Annotated in this window: 16 protein-coding genes; 7 read left to right on the top strand and 9 right to left on the bottom strand. The window is 71.8% G+C overall.

Features of this window, described 5'->3' with window-relative positions; all coding sequences use genetic code 11:
- Window positions 1-1,314: putative glycoside hydrolase (locus tag VFE05_11910; protein HET6230767.1), on the bottom strand; the 1,314-nt coding region annotated here is incomplete at its 3' end.
- 507 nt (window positions 1,315-1,821) lie between these two features.
- Here VFE05_11910 and VFE05_11905 point away from each other — a divergent pair.
- Window positions 1,822-2,448 carry a GNAT family N-acetyltransferase gene (locus VFE05_11905; GenBank protein ID HET6230766.1) on the top strand — a complete coding sequence of 209 codons (627 nt, stop codon included), beginning with the start codon at window positions 1,822-1,824 and terminating at the stop codon, window positions 2,446-2,448.
- Window positions 2,449-2,628: 180 nt separating this feature from the next.
- Here VFE05_11905 and VFE05_11900 read toward each other — a convergent pair whose 3' ends face one another.
- The 5 genes from VFE05_11900 to VFE05_11880 form a co-directional block, all read right to left on the bottom strand.
- Window positions 2,629-4,647, bottom strand: coding sequence for a M1 family metallopeptidase (locus VFE05_11900; GenBank protein HET6230765.1), 2,019 nt, complete (start codon window positions 4,645-4,647; stop codon window positions 2,629-2,631).
- A gap of 311 nt (window positions 4,648-4,958) precedes the next feature.
- Window positions 4,959-5,714: an ATP-binding cassette domain-containing protein gene (locus VFE05_11895; GenBank protein ID HET6230764.1), complete on the bottom strand. Its 756-nt coding sequence runs from the start codon at window positions 5,712-5,714 to the stop codon at window positions 4,959-4,961.
- Window positions 5,711-7,273: an ABC transporter substrate-binding protein/permease gene (locus VFE05_11890; GenBank protein HET6230763.1), complete on the bottom strand. Its 1,563-nt coding sequence runs from the start codon at window positions 7,271-7,273 to the stop codon at window positions 5,711-5,713. The genes VFE05_11895 and VFE05_11890 overlap by 4 nt, the downstream gene beginning before the upstream one ends.
- Window positions 7,274-7,724: 451 nt before the next feature.
- Window positions 7,725-8,585 (bottom strand): L,D-transpeptidase, encoded by an 861-nt coding sequence (locus VFE05_11885; GenBank protein ID HET6230762.1) that lies wholly within the window; start codon window positions 8,583-8,585, stop codon window positions 7,725-7,727.
- A 15-nt stretch (window positions 8,586-8,600) separates the two neighbouring features.
- Window positions 8,601-9,308 carry a L,D-transpeptidase gene (locus tag VFE05_11880; protein HET6230761.1) on the bottom strand — a complete coding sequence of 236 codons (708 nt, stop codon included), beginning with the start codon at window positions 9,306-9,308 and terminating at the stop codon, window positions 8,601-8,603.
- Window positions 9,309-9,652: 344 nt separating this feature from the next.
- Here VFE05_11880 and VFE05_11875 point away from each other — a divergent pair, with 344 nt between their 5' ends.
- The 4 genes from VFE05_11875 (at window position 9,653) to VFE05_11860 (ending at window position 13,064) form a co-directional block, all read left to right on the top strand.
- The gene (locus tag VFE05_11875; protein HET6230760.1) at window positions 9,653-10,030 is read left to right on the top strand and encodes a DUF423 domain-containing protein; all 378 of its coding nucleotides are present in this window, start codon (window positions 9,653-9,655) and stop codon (window positions 10,028-10,030) included.
- Between the two features lie 170 nt (window positions 10,031-10,200).
- Window positions 10,201-11,487, top strand: coding sequence for a hypothetical protein (locus VFE05_11870; GenBank protein HET6230759.1), 1,287 nt, complete (start codon window positions 10,201-10,203; stop codon window positions 11,485-11,487).
- A 79-nt stretch (window positions 11,488-11,566) separates the two neighbouring features.
- A complete protein-coding gene (locus VFE05_11865) occupies window positions 11,567-12,241 on the top strand; it encodes a uracil-DNA glycosylase (protein HET6230758.1) in 675 nt (224 codons plus the stop codon).
- 109 nt (window positions 12,242-12,350) lie between these two features.
- The gene (locus VFE05_11860; protein ID HET6230757.1) at window positions 12,351-13,064 is read left to right on the top strand and encodes a DUF1906 domain-containing protein; all 714 of its coding nucleotides are present in this window, start codon (window positions 12,351-12,353) and stop codon (window positions 13,062-13,064) included.
- 320 nt (window positions 13,065-13,384) lie between these two features.
- Here the strand turns inward: VFE05_11860 and VFE05_11855 are convergent, their stop codons facing one another.
- The 3 genes from VFE05_11855 to VFE05_11845 all read right to left on the bottom strand — a co-directional run bounded on the left by VFE05_11855 (window position 13,385) and on the right by VFE05_11845 (window position 17,098).
- Window positions 13,385-13,864, bottom strand: coding sequence for an SRPBCC family protein (locus VFE05_11855; GenBank protein HET6230756.1), 480 nt, complete (start codon window positions 13,862-13,864; stop codon window positions 13,385-13,387).
- A 104-nt stretch (window positions 13,865-13,968) separates the two neighbouring features.
- Window positions 13,969-14,793 carry a hypothetical protein gene (locus tag VFE05_11850; protein ID HET6230755.1) on the bottom strand — a complete coding sequence of 275 codons (825 nt, stop codon included), beginning with the start codon at window positions 14,791-14,793 and terminating at the stop codon, window positions 13,969-13,971.
- Window positions 14,794-15,034: 241 nt separating this feature from the next.
- Window positions 15,035-17,098 carry a thioredoxin domain-containing protein gene (locus VFE05_11845; protein HET6230754.1) on the bottom strand — a complete coding sequence of 688 codons (2,064 nt, stop codon included), beginning with the start codon at window positions 17,096-17,098 and terminating at the stop codon, window positions 15,035-15,037.
- Between the two features lie 729 nt (window positions 17,099-17,827).
- On the opposite strand from VFE05_11845, the gene VFE05_11840 reads away from it, so the two are divergent.
- Both VFE05_11840 and VFE05_11835 read left to right on the top strand, forming a co-directional pair.
- A complete protein-coding gene (locus VFE05_11840) occupies window positions 17,828-18,193 on the top strand; it encodes a hypothetical protein (GenBank protein HET6230753.1) in 366 nt (121 codons plus the stop codon).
- Between the two features lie 172 nt (window positions 18,194-18,365).
- Window positions 18,366-18,857 (top strand): hypothetical protein, encoded by a 492-nt coding sequence (locus VFE05_11835; protein ID HET6230752.1) that lies wholly within the window; start codon window positions 18,366-18,368, stop codon window positions 18,855-18,857.
- The last annotated feature ends 175 nt before the right edge of the window (window positions 18,858-19,032 follow it).

Below are 19,032 nucleotides of genomic sequence, written 5' to 3'. Positions count from 1 at the left end.
CTGGTCGGCGGCCTTGCGGCGGGCCTCGGCCACGCCCTGGCGCTCGAAGATGGCGATGGTGCTCTTCACGTCGTTCGGCGCCGCGTAGCCGGAGCGCGCATGCGAGGCGGTCTGCCGCTCCAGGCCGGGAACGAACGGGTCGTACTTGCTGCCGGGGCTCCACAGGACCCAGTCGTCCAGGCCGGTGTCGTACACGCCGCGCACCTGGTCGCGCAGCTGCTGCGGCCCGTAGGTGTAGTTCTTGTCGACCCACGGCGCGCTGAACGCCTGCAGCCACGGGATGTTCCGGGCGGTGGGGATGCCGGCCTGCTTCATGGCCTGCGTGCGCAGCACCGCCATGCCCTCGGACTTGAACAGCGTCTCGTACGGCATGCGGTTGGGGTGCGGCACGCCCGGAAGGTGCGTGGGCAGGTAGTGCGACGGGTACATCATCGGCTCGATCACGTCGGCCGTGGAGGAGATGGTCTCCCACTGCTGGCCGATGCCCACGTCGCCCGGGTCGTTGGGCGTGAGGCCGAACACGTCCGCCGCCACGGGCACGCCCAGCGGGTGCAGGCGCTGCTTGGCGAGGTTGAGGAAGGCGGCTATGGCGTCGGTGCGGTCGCCCTGCGCGTGCGGGTGGATCTGCGCGGGCAGGCTCTTGTACGGCTCCGGGAAGCGCACGTAGTCGAACTGGATCATGTCGAAGCCGGCGCGCGCCACCTCTTCGGCGATCTGGATATTGTAGTTCCACACGTCGTGGTCCCAGGCGCTCACCCAGGTGTTGCCCTTCTTGTCGTGCCACAGCCCGCCGCCCGGCGCGCGGATGGACCAGTCCGGCTTCGCCTTGCTGAGCACCGGGTCCTTGAAGACCACGATGCGGGCTACGAGGAAGATCTTGTGGTTGTGCAGCGTATCGGCCAGCGTCTTCAGGTCGCGGATGGTGATCTCCTTCGGATCCGCCAGCTGCATCTGGAGTCCGAGCTGGCTCCTGTAGTGCAAACCGCGCTCGTCCTTCACGTCGATCACGAAGGTGTTGATCTCCGTCTCGTCTGCGATGCGAAGCTGGTTCTTCAGCCGTGGCCCCAGCGAGTACGCGTTGAGGTAGATGCCGCGCACCTGCGCCGGCATCTTGCCGAGCACCTGGCTGGCGTCGCCGCCGGGCGTGGCGGCGGGCTGGGCGCCGTTCGCCGTGGCTGCCGCGCTGTCGGCGGGCGCTCCCGCGGCGGGTTTCGCGGCGTCGGCCGTCTTCTTGGCGCCGTTGTCTCCGCCGCACGCGGCGAGCAGGGCGAGGGCCGCGGCCAGGGCGGCCAGGCGTGAGCGCTGGGTCTGCATTCGGGCTTTCGGGAGATGGCGTGATCGGCTTCGTGCGAGCGCCGGGACGATACCGGCTCGCCACTCCGCAAGCAAGGTCCGCGCCCGCCGCAAGCTTCTCAGCGCCATGCGTTTCCGCTCGCGGGCCGCATCCACGCGGTTCGCCGGACGCGCGGCCGGGAGATGGACGGCCGTGCATCCTCGCGCCGATCGGCGTCGTCCTTGACGGCTGGCCTCTCGACGCCATCTTTCGGCACCCCGCCGCGTGATCGGCGCGTCGGGGCTTCTCCAGACTGAGGCGCCTCTGCGTCACGCCGTCACCTCCGCCGTCCTGCCCGCGCGCCGCGCGGCCTGACGGCGGAGCCGCACCGAAGCCGGGCACCCGTCCGGCGAGTTCCTGGTCGTCTCCTCCCCGCCGGGCCAGCCGCCGCGCGCCGGGCGTGCTCGCACGCGCCCGCCGCACTTCCGCGGCGGGCAAGCTCGGCACGCCGGGCGGAGCTTCCCCCGGCACGACCAGGACGGCATCCCTTGACCAAGACCCGGAACGACGCGCACTCGCGCGACGACCTTTCCCCATCTACCGAATCCCCATCTTCCGGTCCGTCATCGGCCGGCGGCACGCTCGTGACCGCGCGGCTGGAGCTAGTGCCCGCCACGGCGGAGATCCTGCGCGCGGAGCTGGACGACCGAGCGCGGTTCGCGGAGCTGCTTGACGCACATGTGCCGGCTGAGTGGCCGCCGGAGCTGTACGAGCGCGAGAACACCGAGCACGCCCTCGCCGCGGCCGAGGCGAAGGGCGGCTCGCCGCCGTGGCCGATGTACTACATCGTCGAGCGCGCCGCAGAGGGCGGGCGGCGGCTGGTGGGCATCAGCGGCTTCAACACGGAACCGCGCGACGGTGCGGTCGAGCTCGGCTACGGGCTGGTCGCCGCTGCGCAGGGCAGAGGCTACGCGACCGAGGCCGTCCGGGCGATGATCGGCAGGGCGTTCGCCGACCCGTCGGTGCACACCGTGATCGGCGAGACGCTGCCGGACCTGGCGGCTTCCATCCGCGTGATGGAACGGTGCAGGTTCGTGCCCGTGGCGGAGTCTTCCGCGCCGGGAATCGTGAGGTTCGCCTTGCGGAGAGAAGGGCCCCCTCCCCGCCTCGCTTAGGCTCGTCGACCCTCCCCCAAAACTGCCTGGGGGAGGGTCGATGGTGTCGGATGACTGGGCGTTTCGTGCGGTGATGAATCGGCGAACGGGTGTCGCATCATCGGACGCATCAACGACGAAGGGGAGGCGGCGCGTGCCGTCTCCCCTTCGTCCTATCACGTCGCCCTGCATCTACCGCATCTACCGATTCGGCGGAGCCGGGGCGAAGGGCCAGACGTTGTTGGCGCGGTCCACGTCCGGGAAGAGCTGGCGCGGGTCCAGCTCCACGCGGGTGGCGCGGCCCATGGCCGGGACGGTGACCGTGACGGTGCGCGTGTGGCCGCCGAGCCAGGCGCTCACCGGGATCTCCGCCTCGGTGGTCGCGCCGTTGTCGCCCGTGACGACGACGGTCGTGGGCATCGCGATCTGGCCGAAGTCGCGGACGGTGACCTCCACTCCGCCATCGACCGGCCGCACGCTCGCGATGGCCTGGTCCAGGGTGCCCGTCTCGAACCACCACGGGTAGAAGAACCAGTCCAGCTTCTGCCCGCTCACCCGCTCGACCGTGTGGAAGAAGTCCCACGGGTACGGGTGCTTCAGGCGCCACTCGCGCGCGTAGGTGGTCATGGCGCGGTTGAACGCGTCGGTGCCCACCACCGCGCGCAGCGAGCGCATGACCACCGCGGGCTTGGTGTACGCCGCTACCGTCCGCGCGCCGTACGGGGAGACCAGGTCGGTGTGGCGCATGAGCGGGACCTCGTTGTCCTTGCCGGCAACGCGGAGGTACGTCGTGCGCGTCTCGGCCCACGGGTCGGTGCCGGGGAAGAAGTCGGCGCGCATCTCGTCTTCGTCCCACGAGTTGATGCCCTCGTCCATCCACGCGAACGAGGCCTCGTCGCTGCCCACCATCATGGGGAACCACTGGTGCCCCACCTCGTGCGCGATCACGCTCTGCAGGTCCGCCGCGGCCTCGGGACGGGCGATGAAGACGAGCATCGGGTACTCCATCCCGAAGATGGGTCCCTCGCTCACCGTGACCTGCGGGTAGATGTACGGCATGATGCGCCGGCTGAGGAAGCCGATGGCGTGCTGCCCGTACTTCGCGCCGCGCTCCCATCCAGGCGCGCCTGGCCGGTAGAGCGAGTGCACCATCACGTCGCGCGTGCCGCCGCCGTCGGTGGGGATGGCGACGCGGCCCGCGTCCCACAGGTACCTGTCCGACGCGCAGAAGCCGAAGTCGCGCACGTCGCTGGCCGAGAAGCGCCACGTGAGCCGCCCGCCCGTGCCGGCCGCGGTGGCGGCGTGGTTGCGCAGGTCGGCCTCGGTGACGATGGCGAGCGCGCTGTCGGAGCGCGCGGCAGAGGCCAGGCGGGTGCGCTCGGCAGCGGTGAGCACCTGCTCGGGGTTCCGGAGCGTGCCCGTCCCGCCCACCAGCCAGCCCGCGGGCAGAGTGAGCGACACGTCGAAGTCGCCGTACTCCAGGAAGAACTCGCCGTCGCCCAGGTACGGAGTCTCGTCCCAGCCGCGCACGTCGTCGTACGTGGCGATCTGCGGGTACCACTGCGCCACCTGGAGCACCCGGCCGCCCAGCGCGTCCTCCCACCCGGTGCGGAAAGCGCCCTTCGGCGGCACGGTGTGATGCCAGGCCACGTCCAGCACCAGGCTGTCGCCGGACGCCAGCGGGTGCGGCAGGTTGAGGCGCGCGAGCGTGCCCCTCACCACGTAGCCGGGGCTCACCGGGTTCGTCGCCGCCTCGCCGCTGCGATCCGCCAGGGCGGCGCCGCCCACCGCGACGCTCTCCAGCGTGACGCCGCCATTGAACACGGGTACGGTGCGGTTCCGCGGCACGCCGGGCGTGAAGATGTTCTGGTACAGGTTCAGGGCGATGAACGGCAGCGCGCGCGGCGAGCGGTTGTGGTAGACCACGCGCTCGCGGCCGCGCAGCAGCGCCGTGGCCGGGTCCAGCTCCGCGTCGATCCGGTAGCTCACGCGCTGCTGCCAGTACGCGCCGCCGGGCTGGCCCGTGGCCGTGCGCGTGCCCGCCGCCAGCGCGGCCTGGTACGCGTGCGTGACCGGCACCGGCCGCACCAGCCGCGTGGACGTGTCGCTCGCGGCAGACGCAGACGCGGGCTGCGATGCGCCGGCCTGCGCATGCGCGGCGCAGGGAGTGGAAACGGCGGCGACGAAGACGAGGGCCGCCAGCTTGGAGGTTCTCCGCACGAAGACAATCTCCGGGTTCGGGTTGATATCCACGCAACCTAGCACGGCCGGGGGATGCGCCGAAAGCCGCGGCCCGGCGGCTCGCGGCGAACGCATCTTCACCTCGGCGAAGCGGATGCGGACCGATCGGCCGAAGGGGATGGATCGTGATGCACGGCCGATGCAGAGCCGCGGCATAGTCGGGCGGGAGGCGACACGGCCGCCGCATCCCCCGGCGGCTGAACCCGCCGGCTACGACGGCGCTAGCCCGCCTGCGCCCGCTGCTGCCGAAGCATTGCGCGACGTTCGGACTGGCTCGCCGCCGCGTCGTGTCAGCGCGGGCTGGCTCCGGGACCGCGGAGGAGGTCTCGGGTCTCGGGATGCCGGGGGTGGTCGAGGACGTCGGCGGCGGGGCCTTCCTCCACGAGCCCGCCGCCGGAGAGCACGGCGACGCGGGTGGCGTGGGCGCGCGCGAAATCCACGTCGTGCGTGGAGATGAGCAGCCCGCGCCCCTGCCGCGCCAGGCCGCCCAGCGTCTCGCCGAGCGCTCCGCGCCGTGCCGGGTCGAGCGCGGAGGTGGGCTCGTCCATCAGCAGCAGCGTGGGGTCCGGCGCGAGCGCGCGGGCGATGGCGACGCGCTGCGCCTCGCCGCCGGACAGCTCGCGCGGATGGGCGCCGGCACGATGCGCCACGCCCAGCTCCTCCAGCAGCGCCAGGGCGGCCGCCCTCGCGCGCTCGCGCGTCCAGCCCAGGGCGTGCACGGGCGCGAGCATCACGTTCTCCAGCGCCGTGAGGTGCTCGAACAGCGCGTGCGCCTGGAACACCATCCCCACCTTGCTGCGCAGCCCGCGCAGCCGCGACTCGCGCGGAACGGGGCCGGGGCGGAGCGTGAACCCGCCCACGTCTATGCTCCCGGCGCTGAACGGCTGCAGCGCCGCGACCGACCGCAGGACCGTGGACTTCCCCGCGCCGGAAAGCCCCATCAGCGCGCAGATCTGGCCCGGCGCGACGGTCACGTTCACGCCGCGCAGCACCTGCTTCGCGCCGTGCGCCACCTCCAGCGCGCGCACCCGCAGCTCGCCGCTCACGTCCAGCTCCAGCGCCGCTCCAGCCCGCGCGCGAAGCGCGAGAGCGGCAGCGACATGGCCAGGTACACGAGCGCGCAGAGCAGCCCCGGCACCACCCAGCTCCCCACGTTGGTGGCGTAGATGGCGGTCTGCTTGGTCAGCTCCACCACGGTGATCACCGACACGAGCGACGAGTCCTTGAGCAGCGCCACGAAGTCGTTGGTCATCGGGGCCAGAGCCAGCCGCAGCGCCTGCGGGCCGCGGATCAGCCGCAGGATCTGGCCCTCGGAGAGGCCGAGCGTACGCCCCGCTTCGAGCTGCGCGCGGGGGATGGCTTCCAGTGCGGCGCGGTAGATCTCGGATTCGTAGGCGGCGTAGTTGAGGCCCAGACCCAGGATCGCCGCCGCCATCGCCGGCAGGCGGACCACCGAGGAGAGGCCGTAGTAGATGACGAAGAGCTGGAGCAGCACCGGCGTGCCGCGCATCACCTCCACGTACACGGCGAGCGCGGCGCGGACGAACGGCGGCCCGTATACCCGCCCCGCGGCCACCGCGATGCCCACGGCCACGGCCATCGCCATCGCCAGGCACGACAGCAGCAGCGTGATGCCCGCGGCCCGGAGCAGCGCCGGCAGGTATGCCGCCAGGCCCGGCCGCGCCCCCTCTGCCGCGGCGCCGCCCTGGCCCCGCGGCGCCTCCGCCAGCGCGTGCTGGAAGTAGCGCGCCTGCGTCTCGTCCCACACGCCCCAGGCGCGGAAGGTCTTCTCCAGCGAGCCGTCGCGCATGCGGGCGCGCAGGATGGCGTTCGCGGAGTCGCGCAGCGCGACGCGCGACCGGGCGAAAACGGCGACGTAGTGGCCCACGGCGGCGGGCTGGGGCTGGATGACGAAGCCGCCCGTGCGCCGCAGCGAACGGTCGGCGATGATGTTGTCCAGCAGCACGGCGTCCACGCGGCCCGCCACGAGGTCGGCGTACGGGTGCACGTCGTCGTCGTACGAGACGGGGACCAGGCCGGAGCGCGCCTGTTCGTCCAGCAGCATCTGGTACGCCGTCGTCGCGCCCAGCGTCGCCACGCGCCTTCCCGCCAGGTCGGACAGGCGGCGGAAGCGGCCCCGGTCCGCCGGGCGCACCGCCAGCACCTCGCGGAACTCGAAGTACGGGATGCTGACCGAGTGGCGGGCCCGCAGCTCCGGCCGGTCCTCCATCCCAGACATCCCCAGGTCGAAGTCGCCCCGCTCCACCGACGCCTCGATGGACGACCAGGCCACCTGCACGAATTTCGGCTCGCGCCCCAGCCCGTGCGCGATCATCCCCGCGATCTCCACGTCGAACCCGCGCACCCTGGCGGGATCCGCCGGGTCGGCCTCCACGAACGGCGCGCCGCCCTCCGCATCGCCGCCCCACGGCAGTGGCGCCGCCCCCGGCTTCCGCGGAGCCTCGCGCGCGCAGCCCACGACGAGCAGCACCGACGCGAGCAATGCCGTCCGCCACGCGCCGCCGGACAGCAGGGCGTGACGTTGACGCGGCCTGCCGGGGAAGCCGCGTGCGCCAGCGCGCGACGGTCGGAATGCGTGGCTCAATCGGCTGCGTGGTGGGCGGGGAGGAAGGACGGGCGGATCGGGCGGCGTCGGCGCACCCGCCCGAATCCCCGCCCGCCGCACAACATACGGAGGCGAAGGCCCAGGCTCAACCGGCGGAATCGCTATCGGGCGGCGGAGGAGCGTGGGGAAGAGCTGCCGCTCGTCCACGACCGGTGGAGGAGCGCCGCTCGACGGCGGGTTTGGCTTCTACGCCGATCTATGCCGAATCTCCGATTCGCGATCGAGCCGTCCAACCGTACCCGATCACGTCGATCAACGCGCGTAACTGTCACCACCGCAAGTAGTTCTCCCCTCTCCCGCTTGCGGGGGAGGGGCCGGGGGAGGGGGCACCCCCGGCCCACGACACATCCCAAGCAACGCGAAAAGGAGGGAGGAAGCCGCTTGGCCTCCTCCCTTCGTCCAGCCTACCCTCCCCCATCTACCGACAGTGTCAGTAGATGTAGACCTGCGTGCCCACGGGAACGTGGTCGTACATCCACAGGATGTCTTCCTTGCGCATACGCAGGCAGCCATGGCTGGCGGCGCTTCCCACGGAGTTCTCGTTGTCCGTGCCGTGGAAGTAGTAGCCGTCCTCCATCTCCAGCTTCGCGGCGCCCAGCGTGCCCTTGTAGCGGCGCTGCGGACTGCCCCACGGCGGGATGATGACGGCGCCGTGGCTGATGGGCACCTGGCCCTCGGGGTAGCCGGCCAGCGCGTTGGGCGGCGCGTCGCTCATGTCGATGATGCCCATGTGGTTCTTGCGCGCGATCTGCACGTAGTGCCAGTTGGGCGGCACCCACACCGGGTCCTTCTCCTTGTGCGTGATGCTCATGCGGCCGCGCGGCGTCTGGAAGCGCTTGGTCTGCCCGTCCAGCACCATCGTCTCGCCCGAGCCCACGGCCACCGGGGCGCGGAAGAGCGTGTCGCGGCCCTTGAGGTACAGCACGCGCCGCTCGGCGATGGACACGACGAGGTAGGCGCGGTTGCTGGGCTCCATGGCCTTGGCCTTCTGCTCGGCCGTCTGCACGCGGCCCTGCATCTCGGCCACGCTCTTCGCCTCCTGCTGCTCCAGGAACTGCAGCGACTGGGCGTCGTGCGTGTAGGCGATCTGGGTCACGTCGCGCTTGAAGCGCTCGTTGACCGCCCACGCCGACGTGGCCGCGAAGAGCGACACCGCCGCCACCGCCAGGAAGATCATGGCCAGCGTGGCGCCCCGGTGGTCGTGGAAGATGCGGCGCAGGCGGCCCGGCGGGGCGTAGTTGCGGCGCTCCGGCGTGCCTTCCCGCCTGCGCTTGTCGTTCGTGTCGTCCATCGGCACCTCCTGCTGCTAGTAGATGTAGACCGGCGTGTCGGTCTTGATCGCGTCGAAGATGGCGGCCAGGTCGTGGCCCTTGACCATGAACGAGGCCGGCTTCACCGTCCCCGCGAACGGGCCGGAGCTGGGCTCGCTGTAGATCTCCGTGCCGTCGTCCAGCCGCAGCACGTACGCGCCCAGCGCGCCGGAGATGCGCCGCTCGCTCTCCGGCGGCACCGGCCGTCCCTTGCTGGCGTACACCCACTCCGGCACGGTGTACACCGGGTCCGTCTGCTTCTCGGTCAGCCTGCGCTCGCCCAGCGCGGTCACCATCCGCCACGTCTGCCCGTTGGGCCCCTGCACCGTGCTGTCCGGCCCGATGGCGACCCGCACCTGCCGCAGCGTCGCGTGCCCGTTGCGCAGGTACAGCGTGGAGTCCTTGGTGTCGAGCGCCAGGTGCAGGCCCTTCTGCGACAGCTGCTTGATGCGCAGCTCCCGCTGGAGCAGCGCGATGGCCAGGTCCGAGCGCCGCGCCCGCGAGTTGAGCACGCGGTCGCGGGTGGCGCGCTCCTGCGCCGTCATGCGCGCGCTCAGCTCCGCCGCGTCTTCGCGGTACTCGGGCACGCGCGAGGCGACTGCCGCCGCGCCAGCCAGGAAGAGCAGCACCAGCGTGGTGATTCCCCAGAAGAAGCCGGGGTGCGCCTTCCGGAACGACGCGCGGGGCGGCTGGGTCTGGTCCATGGGTCCGGTCTGAGTCGATGAGGTGTCGCGCTGGGGAAAATCCGTCTCCCGCCTTAGCAAGTCGCGTTCCCCGCATCTCAAGTACCTGCTGTGCAGCGGTTTAGGTCCGCAGATTCGCATCCTCCGGCGCCCCGCCCTCCATCCGTTCCGGCGCACGGCGCGATGCGCGGAGAGGATCGTGTGCCGGGCCGAGGCTCGGCGGATGGACCGGCGCGTCGAGAGACGAGGTGGCGCTTCCATTCAGGACGATGGATGAACGGCGGCGTTCCCTGGCGGTGCCCGCACCTCCCCGGCATTCTTGTTGTCCGACGATGAGATTCCCAACTCCGATGGACGAACGATTGATGCGACGCTTCTGGGTGCTGGGCTGCGTGTTCGCGCTGCTTGCGGTGGCCGCCGGGGCTTTCGGGGCCCATGCGCTGCGCGGCCGCCTCGCCCCCGAGCTGCTCTCCGCCTTCGAGACGGGCGCGCGCTACCAGATGTACCACGCGCTGGCCCTGCTCGCCGTCGCACTCGCCGGCGCGCGGGGGGAGACGGGCGGGCTGCGGCTGGCCGGGTGGCTCTTCGTCGCGGGCACCGTGCTCTTCTCCGGCAGCCTATACGCGCTCGCGCTGAGCGGCATCGGCGTGCTGGGGGCGATCACGCCGCTGGGAGGGCTGGCGTTCATGGCGGGCTGGGCCGTCCTCGCCCGCGAGGGCTGGCGGAAGATGTCCGCCGGGTGAGACGCCGCCTGTCACTGCCCGGCGACGCACGCGGCCGAAACCCCGGCGGCATCCCGGTGTAAGTGATAGATGCGAAATGCGTTGCGATTTCCCGTACGCCGGGCGTGCTCCTTGCCCCGTGCGGATGACGAGACGTGCCGCTCCGCCAACCCGCCGCAACAGAGGTCCCCATGAAGCGAAGTCTTGCCGCCTTAGCATTGCTCCTGGCGCCGCTGGCCGCGTGCGCCGGCGGCGGCTATGGTTACGGCGACCCCACCCCCGCCCCCAGCGGCTCGCACCGCGGCACGGGGCCGCTGTACGTGCGCATCGGCGAGGCGGCGGGCTCGGCTTTCCGGCTGGAGACGAACGACGATGCCTTCGTGGCCGTGTTCGAGGTGGTGCCAGGCGGGGGCGTGCAGCTGCTCTACCCGCGCTACCGCAGCGAGGCCGCGTACCTGCGCGCGGGCCAGAACCGCGTTGATCTCACATCCTCGGGCGACCGGTTCGGCCGGGTGGGCCAGGCGCGGCGCTACGGCACGTACCTGCTCGCCGTCGCCTCCCGCAACCGGATGAGCCTGAACGACATCCGCTGGTCGGCCGGCATGTCGCAGCGATCGCTGGGCTACGGGACGGCGCTGGTGTCCACCAACCCCCGTGCGCAGGTGCGGGAGATCCTGGACGCGCTGCTGCCGCCGCAGGGCGACGACGACTGGGCCACCGACCTGCTGGAGGTGCGGCCGTCGCTGCTGGACGGCGGGTACGCCTACGGAAGCGGCTACGGTTATGACGGGTATGGCGGATACGGGGGATACGGGAACTACGATGGCGCGTACGGCTACGTGGGGCAGGACCCGTTCGTGGACGTGCGCTGCGGTGACGGCTCGGTGCGCACCACGCGCCTGTCGCGGCTCCAGTCCGCCTGCTACAACCATGGCGGCACCGGCGAGGGGCCCACGGTTCCGCGCCGTCCGCGCGCCCCGCACACCGACGACTCCACGAACGCGGTGGTGCCCACCCGCGTCCGGCCGCAGCCGGCAACGGGCGACCCGCAGGACCCGGGCACGGGCCGCGTGCTCCCCGGCGCCGTGACGCGTGGGGACGATGGCGACGTGCGTGCCGACGCACCGCGCCGCCGCCCAATCGACATCCGCCGCGCGGAGCCGGCGGATGCCCCGCCCGCCCCCCGCGACGAGCCCCGCCGCGCCCAGCCGGCGGACGATTCGCCGCGCCGCCGTGGCTGGGAGGAGACGCGCAGCCAGGAGCCCGCCCGCACGCCGGAGCCTCGCCGCGAAGAGCCGCGCCGCGAGGAGCCCCGCCGTGAGGAGCCGCGGGTGGAGACCCGCCGTGAAGAGCCGCGCGTGGAGCGCCGCGAGGAGCCGCGAGCCGAGCCCCAGCGCGCTCCCGAGTCGCCGCGCGCGGAGCCGTCGCGGTCGCCCGAGCCCGCGCGCACCCCGCCGCCGTCGCGCAAGCGGCCCTGAGCGGCGGCAGGTCCGCAACACGTCCGCACCCTTCCGCCAAGCGCGGGAGGGTGCGCTGTTTTTCCGAACCGGGGGGACGATGCTGAAGGTGGTGAACGCGGAGGTGGCGGAGTGCCGCCTGTGCCCGCGTCTCGTGGAGTGGCGCGAGCGCGTGGGTGTGGAGAAGAAGCGCGCGTTCCGCGAATGGGACTACTGGGCGCGGCCGGTGCCGGGCTTCGGCGATCCCGCGGCGCGGCTGCTGGTGCTGGGTCTGGCGCCCGCCGCGCACGGCGCCAACCGCACCGGCCGCATGTTCACCGGCGACCGCTCGGGCGACTGGCTGTTCGCGGCGCTGCACCGCGCGGGATTCGCGAACCAGCCCACGTCCGCCCACCGCGACGACGGGCTGGCGCTGACCGGCGCATACGTCACCAGCGCGGTGAAGTGCGCGCCGCCGGACAACAAGCCGCTCCCCGGCGAGCGCGATGCGTGCTTCGCCTTCATCCGCCGCGAGCTGGCGCTGCTGACGGAGCTGCGCGCGGTGCTCTGCCTGGGCGGCTTCGCGTGGGAACAGGCGATCCGCGTCCTGCGCGACGCCGGCTACGCCATCCCCACGCCGTTGCCGAAGTTCGGGCACGGGGCCACGGCGCGCGTGGAACCGGGGCTCACGCTCATCGGCTCGTACCATCCCAGCCAGCAGAACACCTTCACCGGCCGCCTCACCGAGGCCATGCTCGACGATGTGATGGCCCTCGCCCGCCGCGCCATCGTCTGATCCACATCTCCCGTCTGTCCGAGCAATTCACGTCAGTCTTGATCGTCTCGCAGCTGTGGGCTAGGATGCGGCCAGAGACTCGTCAGACGCCATCCACCCTCGGAGATCGATGAGCGATGATGCCGGTGCAGCAGCCGCAAGCCTGCCGGGGAGCGTGCAGGCCGCCCCGCCGGGGCTGAAGGGGTTCGACGTGGATACGCCGCTGAGCGCCTCTGCGGCGGAGGCGTTCCGGGCGAAGGGCTACCGGTTCTGCGTGCGCTACGTGGGACGCACGCAGATGGCCGCGGGGCGCGACCTGACCACGCAGGAGGCGAAGGACATCCTGGGCGCCGGGCTGGCGCTGATGGTCGTGCAGCACGTGCTGAACCCCGGCTGGAGCCCCACGGCCGACCTGGGGGCGCAGTACGGATCGAACGCGGCCAAGTTCACCAAGCAGCTCGGCTTCCCACCGGGCGTCAACGTGTGGTGCGACCTGGAGTGCGTGAGCTCGAGCTCCGCTTCGGCGGACGTGATCGCGTACTGCAACGAGTGGTACGACGCGGTGGCATCTTCCGGTTACGTGCCGGGCCTGTACGTGGGCGACACACCCGGGCTCACGGCCGCGCAGACGTACCTGAAGCTGAAGTTCAGCCACTACTGGGGCGCCTACAACGTGAACAGCGACCAGGAGCCGCTTCCGCGCGGCTGGCAGCTCAAGCAGCACGTGGGCACCGGCGGCACCATCGCCGGCATCAGCACCGAGACGTACGACGACGACACCACGAAGACGGATGGGCGCGGCGGTACGTGCCTCTGGCTGGTGGCCGACGACGTTCAATCCTGACGTAAAGGAGTACTCATGGCACGTCGGCGTTATTTCTGGTCCGCGGCGATGTCGACCCTGGACTACGCTCACAACAGCACAGCTCAGGACTACGTCGTCGAACTCACGGTCTCTGGCTGTCTCAGCCGGGCTGAGGGGAACTCTCCGGTGGGCGTGGTGGACGACTTCCGGGTAGAGGCGATGACTGCCGTGCCCGCCGTGGAACCCGGACATTCCATCATTACCATGGTGTGTTCCGGAATCCCTCGGGACGAACCGTAGGTCGTTCTCAGATCGTCCAGCCAGCTCGGGGGCGTTCGGCTCCGCGGCACCTGTTGCAATCAGTGCCGCTCCTCTCTTCGGCCGGCGCCATCCAAGAGGCGAGCCAGGTTTGCCAGGGACATGCGCCAGCCGGTTTCGTTGTCGGCGGGGTCAATGCCGGGCGGGACGTTGGAGTGGAGCGCCAGCAGGTCCGTCCCGCCGTCCGCGGGCGAGAGGGCGAACGAGACGGTCATCTCGCCGCGCATGGCGGGGTCGGCGGTCTCAAACTCCACCGTCTCGATCACCAGCTCGCCGGGCACGAGCCGCACGAAGCGCCCGTGATAGGTGTCGGTGTGCGCGCCGCTCTTGCCTGCGGCGTCCGGTGCACGATAGGTGAGCGAGATGCGGAAGAGGCCGCTTTCGCGAGCGTCGAAATGGTGCACGCGGCTGGTCATGTCATCGGGCACCATCCACCTGGCGACCGCGTCGGGATCGATCAGCGCGGCGTAGACGGCTGCGGGCGGCGCATCGATGTGCCAGCGGAGCTGAGTCGTCGACATGGGCTTATCTCCTTCCCGGCGCTGGTTCCCATCGAGTGGTTGCGTGAAATCGGCGATGCTTCGCGCATCGTGCGGTCATTGGGCCGTTATGCATCTACCGCGAGCTACGCGCTTGCCGAGCCGAGAGCGTCGGGCGCGCGGTAGATCCAGCCTTCCAGCTCCACGAGCTCCGCGGGGCGGTTGGAGACGCGGGCGGGCTGATCCAGGTCGCCGCGGCAGAGGAAGGCGGTGAGGCAGGCGAGCACAGCGTCGCGCGCGTCCTCGAGCGTGACGGCGATCACTTCGAGCGAGGGATGGTCGAAGGTCGCGTACGGGCGCAGCGCGGCGGGGCGGGCGCGCACCTCGCCCGGGCGCGACGGCACCTTGCTGCCCTTGATCCCCAGGTCGCGAACCGTGCCGGACGGGTAGACCTCCAGCAGCACGGTGGATGCGGACGCGTCCGGCGCGACGGGGAGGATGGAGACGTCCGCCGTGTCGCGAAGCTCGTGCAGGCAGCGGATGCCTTCGACCGTCTGGCGGTAGAGGCGCATGTCCAGCGGGGCGAGGGCGCCGTTCGCGTCGGTGGCGCGCATGCGCTTGTGCATCTCCGGAAACAGCTCGCGCACCTCGTCGGCTGGGCGGTCGGCGACCCAGGCTGCGGTGCCCGCCCACGACGGCCGCCGCTCGCCGGCGATGCGCTGGCTTGCATCGGCGGGGAGGCCGAAGGGAAAGTCGGCGCCCCAGAGGATGCGGTCGCCCTCGGCCGCGCTCACGCTCTTGCGCCATCCGCCGGCCACGCACGCCGTCAGGTCCGCGCGGAACGGGTGCGGGCAGAGCGCGAGCACGTGCAGCTTGCCGTTGCGCTCGGTGCCCACCGCGCTCCACAGGTTGGAGAGGGGCTCCTTCGCGCCGGAGAAGTCGATGCCGCCGAAGTAGGTGAAGTCGGGCATGCGGTGTGGTGGATGGGTGGCGGCGGTGGGCCCCCACCCCCAGCCCCTCCCCCAAAACTGCCTGGGGGAGGGGAGCCTGGCCGGCGCGCGTTGGACGTGCGCGCGACCTTGGCAGGGGCTGGGTGCGTCAGTGGTCGGCGGCGCGGTGTCCGACAGGAACGTGCGTCGGCGCGGGAAAGTGCCGCTGGGCGACGTGGGGGCGCAAGGGACGGCGGTGGCCGATGCCGCCATCGCGCGCGGGTCAGGCCGCGGGTGTGAGGCCGAGCTGTTGGGAAAGCGCGGCGGGGTCGGTGACCGGCGCCTGGCAGGCGAAGCGCTCGCAGACGTAGGCGGTCGCGCGGCCGTCCAGCTGCGGGCGGTCGGCGAGGAGGGGGATTGCCGAGATGATGTCTTCGGGCGCGTTCGGCAGGGCGAGGGCGACGACGGTGTTGGGGAGGTAGGCGCGGCGGAGGACCGCCAGGAGCGCGTCGGTGTCCGCATCTCCCGGCGCGCCGACGATGGCGACTTCCTGCGGGGTCGCGAGGTGGAAGTCGATGGCGCAGAGCAGGTGCCCGAAGCCGGAGGGCATGCGCGCGGCCAGCTCCGCCATCTGCTCGATCACGCGCGCCGCCACGCGTGAGTAGCGCTCCTCGCCCGTGAGCGCGGCGAGGCGCAGGAGCGCGCCCACGGCGACGGAGTTCCCCGAAGGCGTAGCGTTGTCGAAGATGTCGCGCGGGCGCACGACCAGCGTCTCGGCGTCGCGGGCGGTGTCGTAGAAGGCGCCTTCGTCCTCTTCCCAGAACCCGTCCAGCATCGCGTCGGCGAGGGCGCGCGCCTCGGCCACCCAGCGCGGGTCGAACGTGGTCTCGTACAGCGCGAGCAATGCGTCCGCGAGTAGCGCGTGGTCTTCCAGGAACGCGCCGATCTTCGCGCGCCCGTCCTTGTACGTGCGCAGCAGGCGGCCGTCGGCGCGGAGCTCGCGCAGCAGGAACTCCGCGTTCGCCACCGCCGCGTCGCGGTACTCGGCGGAGCCCAGGATGCGCGCCGCTTCCGCGAAGGTGTGCAGCATCATCGCGTTCCAGGCCGTGAGCACCTTGTCGTCCAGCCCCGGCCACACGCGCTTCGCCCGCGCCTCGTACAACACGCCGCGCCCCCGCTCCAGCGCGGCGGACAGGCGCTCCTCCGTCACCCCGGCGTCCCGCGCCACGTCGCGCACCGGGCGCTCGACGTGCAGGATGTTGCGGCCTTCGAAGTTGCCCTCCGCGGAGACGTCGTAGTAGGTGCGGAAGAGCGGGCCGTCCTCGTCACCCAGCAGCGCGTCCACCTCGTCCGGCGTCCAGACGTAGAACAGGCCTTCCTCGCCCTCGCTGTCCGCGTCCTGGGCGGAGTAGAAGCCGCCCTCGGGCGACGTCATCTCGCGGAGCACGTAGCGCAGCACCTCTTCCGCGACGCGGCGGTGCTCGGGGGCGCCGGTGGCCTGGTGCGCGTGCAGGTACGCGCGGGCCAGCAACGCGTTGTCGTACAGCATCTTCTCGAAGTGCGGCACCAGCCACTTCGCGTCCACGCTGTAGCGGTGGAAGCCGCCGCCCACCTGGTCGTACATGCCGCCCGCCGCCATGCGCCGCAGCGTCTGCTCGCTCATCAGCCGCGGCTCGGAGGCGCCAGTGCGTTTCCAGTGACGCAGCAGGAACTCGATCATCATGGGCTGCGGGAACTTGGGCGCGCCGCCGAAGCCGCCGTTGCGCCCGTCGTACCGCGACGCCAGCCCGGCGTGCGCGCGCTCCAGCACGGTCGCGTCCACCGCCGCGGGCTGCGGGCGCAGGGCCGCGCTCTCGCGAAGGGCGCCGCGCAGCTCCTCGGCGCTGCGGTCCACGTCCGCCCGCCGCTCGCGGTACGCCTCGGCGATGCCCGCCAGCACCTGGCGGAACGAGGGCATCCCGTGCCGCGGCTCCGGCGGGTAGTACGTGCCGCCGTAGAAGGGCACGCCTTCAGGCGTGAGGAACACCGTCATCGGCCAGCCGCCGTGCCCCGTCATCTGCTGCACGGCGGTCATGTAGATGCTGTCGATGTCGGGCCGCTCCTCGCGGTCCACCTTGATACACACGTACAGCTCGTTCATCAGCCGCGCCGTCTGCTCGTTCTCGAACGACTCGTGCTCCATCACGTGGCACCAGTGGCAGGCCGAGTAGCCCACCGACAGCAGGATGGGCCGGTCCTCGGTTCGCGACCGCTCCAGCGCCTCGGGGCCCCAGGGATACCAATCCACCGGGTTGTCCTTGTGCTGCAGCAGGTACGGGCTGGTCTCGGCGGCGAGGCGGTTGGGCATTCGGCTCTGGCGTTCGGGGTCACGGGAGATGCACGGCGGCCGGCGCGCAATCGCCGTACCCCCGCCGCCCCAGCGCAATACGCTTCGGGAGATGCACGGCGGTCCACGGCCGATGCGCGGCCTCCCCCCGAGAAAGATGTCCCCGCATCCGCAGATGGGCAAAGATGCGCGATCGATGACAGCTCGATCCCATGTCCCGCACGCATCAGCCGATGCGCTGCCGATCCGCGACAGCCACACCGCCTCCCATCGGCCGTGCAGCCGAGGACTGGCCGCGAACCTCACCCGATCGCCCGATCGCATCTCCCGATCACGCCTGCCGATCCGCATCTCCGTCACACTCCGCCCGACCTGCATCTACCGTCCATCGAGAAGATCACCGCCGCATCTTCCCCGTCTTTCCGACGCGGAAACGAGCATCGGCGCCTCGTCGTCCGCCCCGAATCGCGCCGGCGGCGACCGAGGTGAGGCGTGGCGCCGGCCATCGGCGACGCGCGAGGCGGAGATGCAACCCAGCGGCGGAATGCGAATAATCCCCGAAGCTCTTGGTGGTTGGCGAACGTTCGTACAGATTAGATGAAAGCAAGCAGGCGGGCGTGTCCGTGGTATGCGGCGGGCCGTCTATGGCATCCTCCTTGCCCAACACCTGTTCCCAGTCAGTCCCCGCGGACGCGGCGCTCGCGCCCTTCCGATCCGCGGAGTCGCAACCCCTACCACGGACCTGACGGAATGCCTCGAACCTCCACTCCCAACACCGCGCGCCGCGTGAACACCTGGCGCGCCTTCGCAGACCGCGACGCCCGCGCCATCGCCGCGCAGGTCGAAGCAGGTAAGCTGCCCACGTGCCCGGGCTGTGCCGCGGCGCTGGAGGCGGCCCCGGGCACGCGCCTGGAGCGCTCGCTGCCGCTGGACGCGGTGGGCTACGACCTGGAATGCCGCGGCTGCCGCCGCTTCCACGCGGTCGCCATCCACACCGAGCGGTCGCTGCGCCTGCTGGCCATGCGCCGCCTGGTGGCCGCGGTGCAGGCCCCGGCGCCCAAGCCGGCCCGCCGCCGCACCCGCGCCTCCGCCCCTTCCCAGCTGTCCCTGGCCTGAGCCGCGCGACGCCCACGCCGGCGGGTGCCCCGCGCGCCCGCCGGACGCGGCGCAGTTCCCCTCGCGTGGCACGCCCGTTGCGCTTGACGGTGGTTTCCGGCAACCCCGCGGAAACATCCGCGCGCCCCCTCGCCGGGGCTCCGCGCACCGCTCAAACCACGGCGCACAGGCCATGTCCCTGCATCTATTCTCCACGCCCGTGCAGTGCACGCACTGCGGCACGGTGGTGGACGACCCCACGCTCGACCGCTGCCCCAAGTGCGGCAACCTGCTCAAGGAGCGCCGCACCCCGCGCCGGCTTGCCGGGGTGGAGAAGCGGTACGGCAACCTGCGCTTCCTGGTGGGGCTGCTGCGCTTCCTGGGCGTGATCACCGTGCTCATCGGGGCGCTGGTCTTCTTCTCCATCATCGGCGACGCGCACGTCGGCCGCATGGAGCAGGTGTACGTGCTGCTCGCCAGCCTGGTGGGGGCCGCCGCGCTCTGGTCGCTGGCGGCCTTCTTCGAGCTGGCCATCGACGTGGAGGAGAACACCCGGTCCAGCTTCCGCCTCCAGCAGCTGATGCTGGAGCACTGGCAGGAAGAGCTGCCCGGCGGCGGCCCCACCAGCGGCGCGCGGCCCCCGGTGGCCGACCCCGCCGTGGCGAACGACATCGTGACGCATTGAGGGGCGAGATGACGCACCGCGGCACTCCGCGCGCGCCCTGGCGGCGCGCACCGGCCTTCCTCGCCGCGGCCGGGGTGCTGGCCGCGGGCGCGTGGGGCTTCGTTCCCGAGACCAACGGCGCCCCGCTCCGCCCGGACGCTCCACCCCCCGCCGCAACCGCGCCGCCCGCCGCCGC

This window comes from Longimicrobiaceae bacterium (assembly GCA_035696245.1).
GTDB lineage: Bacteria > Gemmatimonadota > Gemmatimonadetes > Longimicrobiales > Longimicrobiaceae > DASRQW01.
The sequence above is the reverse complement of the archived record's forward strand: the minus strand, read 5'-3'. Positions and strand labels throughout refer to the sequence as shown.

Excerpts from the sequence above, each read along its gene's own strand:
- VFE05_11880 (HET6230761.1), bottom strand. The coding sequence starts at position 9,308 with ATGGACCAGACCCAGCCGCCCCGCGCGTCGTTCCGGAAGGCGCACCCC.
- VFE05_11875 (HET6230760.1), top strand. The coding sequence starts at position 9,653 with ATGCGACGCTTCTGGGTGCTGGGCTGCGTGTTCGCGCTGCTTGCGGTG.
- VFE05_11850 (HET6230755.1), bottom strand. The coding sequence starts at position 14,793 with ATGCCCGACTTCACCTACTTCGGCGGCATCGACTTCTCCGGCGCGAAG.
- VFE05_11860 (HET6230757.1), top strand. The coding sequence starts at position 12,351 with ATGAGCGATGATGCCGGTGCAGCAGCCGCAAGCCTGCCGGGGAGCGTG.
- VFE05_11865 (HET6230758.1), top strand. The coding sequence starts at position 11,567 with ATGCTGAAGGTGGTGAACGCGGAGGTGGCGGAGTGCCGCCTGTGCCCG.
- VFE05_11885 (HET6230762.1), bottom strand. The coding sequence starts at position 8,585 with ATGGACGACACGAACGACAAGCGCAGGCGGGAAGGCACGCCGGAGCGC.
- VFE05_11845 (HET6230754.1), bottom strand. The coding sequence starts at position 17,098 with ATGCCCAACCGCCTCGCCGCCGAGACCAGCCCGTACCTGCTGCAGCAC.
- VFE05_11835 (HET6230752.1), top strand. The coding sequence starts at position 18,366 with ATGTCCCTGCATCTATTCTCCACGCCCGTGCAGTGCACGCACTGCGGC.
- VFE05_11840 (HET6230753.1), top strand. The coding sequence starts at position 17,828 with ATGCCTCGAACCTCCACTCCCAACACCGCGCGCCGCGTGAACACCTGG.
- VFE05_11870 (HET6230759.1), top strand. The coding sequence starts at position 10,201 with ATGAAGCGAAGTCTTGCCGCCTTAGCATTGCTCCTGGCGCCGCTGGCC.
- VFE05_11855 (HET6230756.1), bottom strand. The coding sequence starts at position 13,864 with ATGTCGACGACTCAGCTCCGCTGGCACATCGATGCGCCGCCCGCAGCC.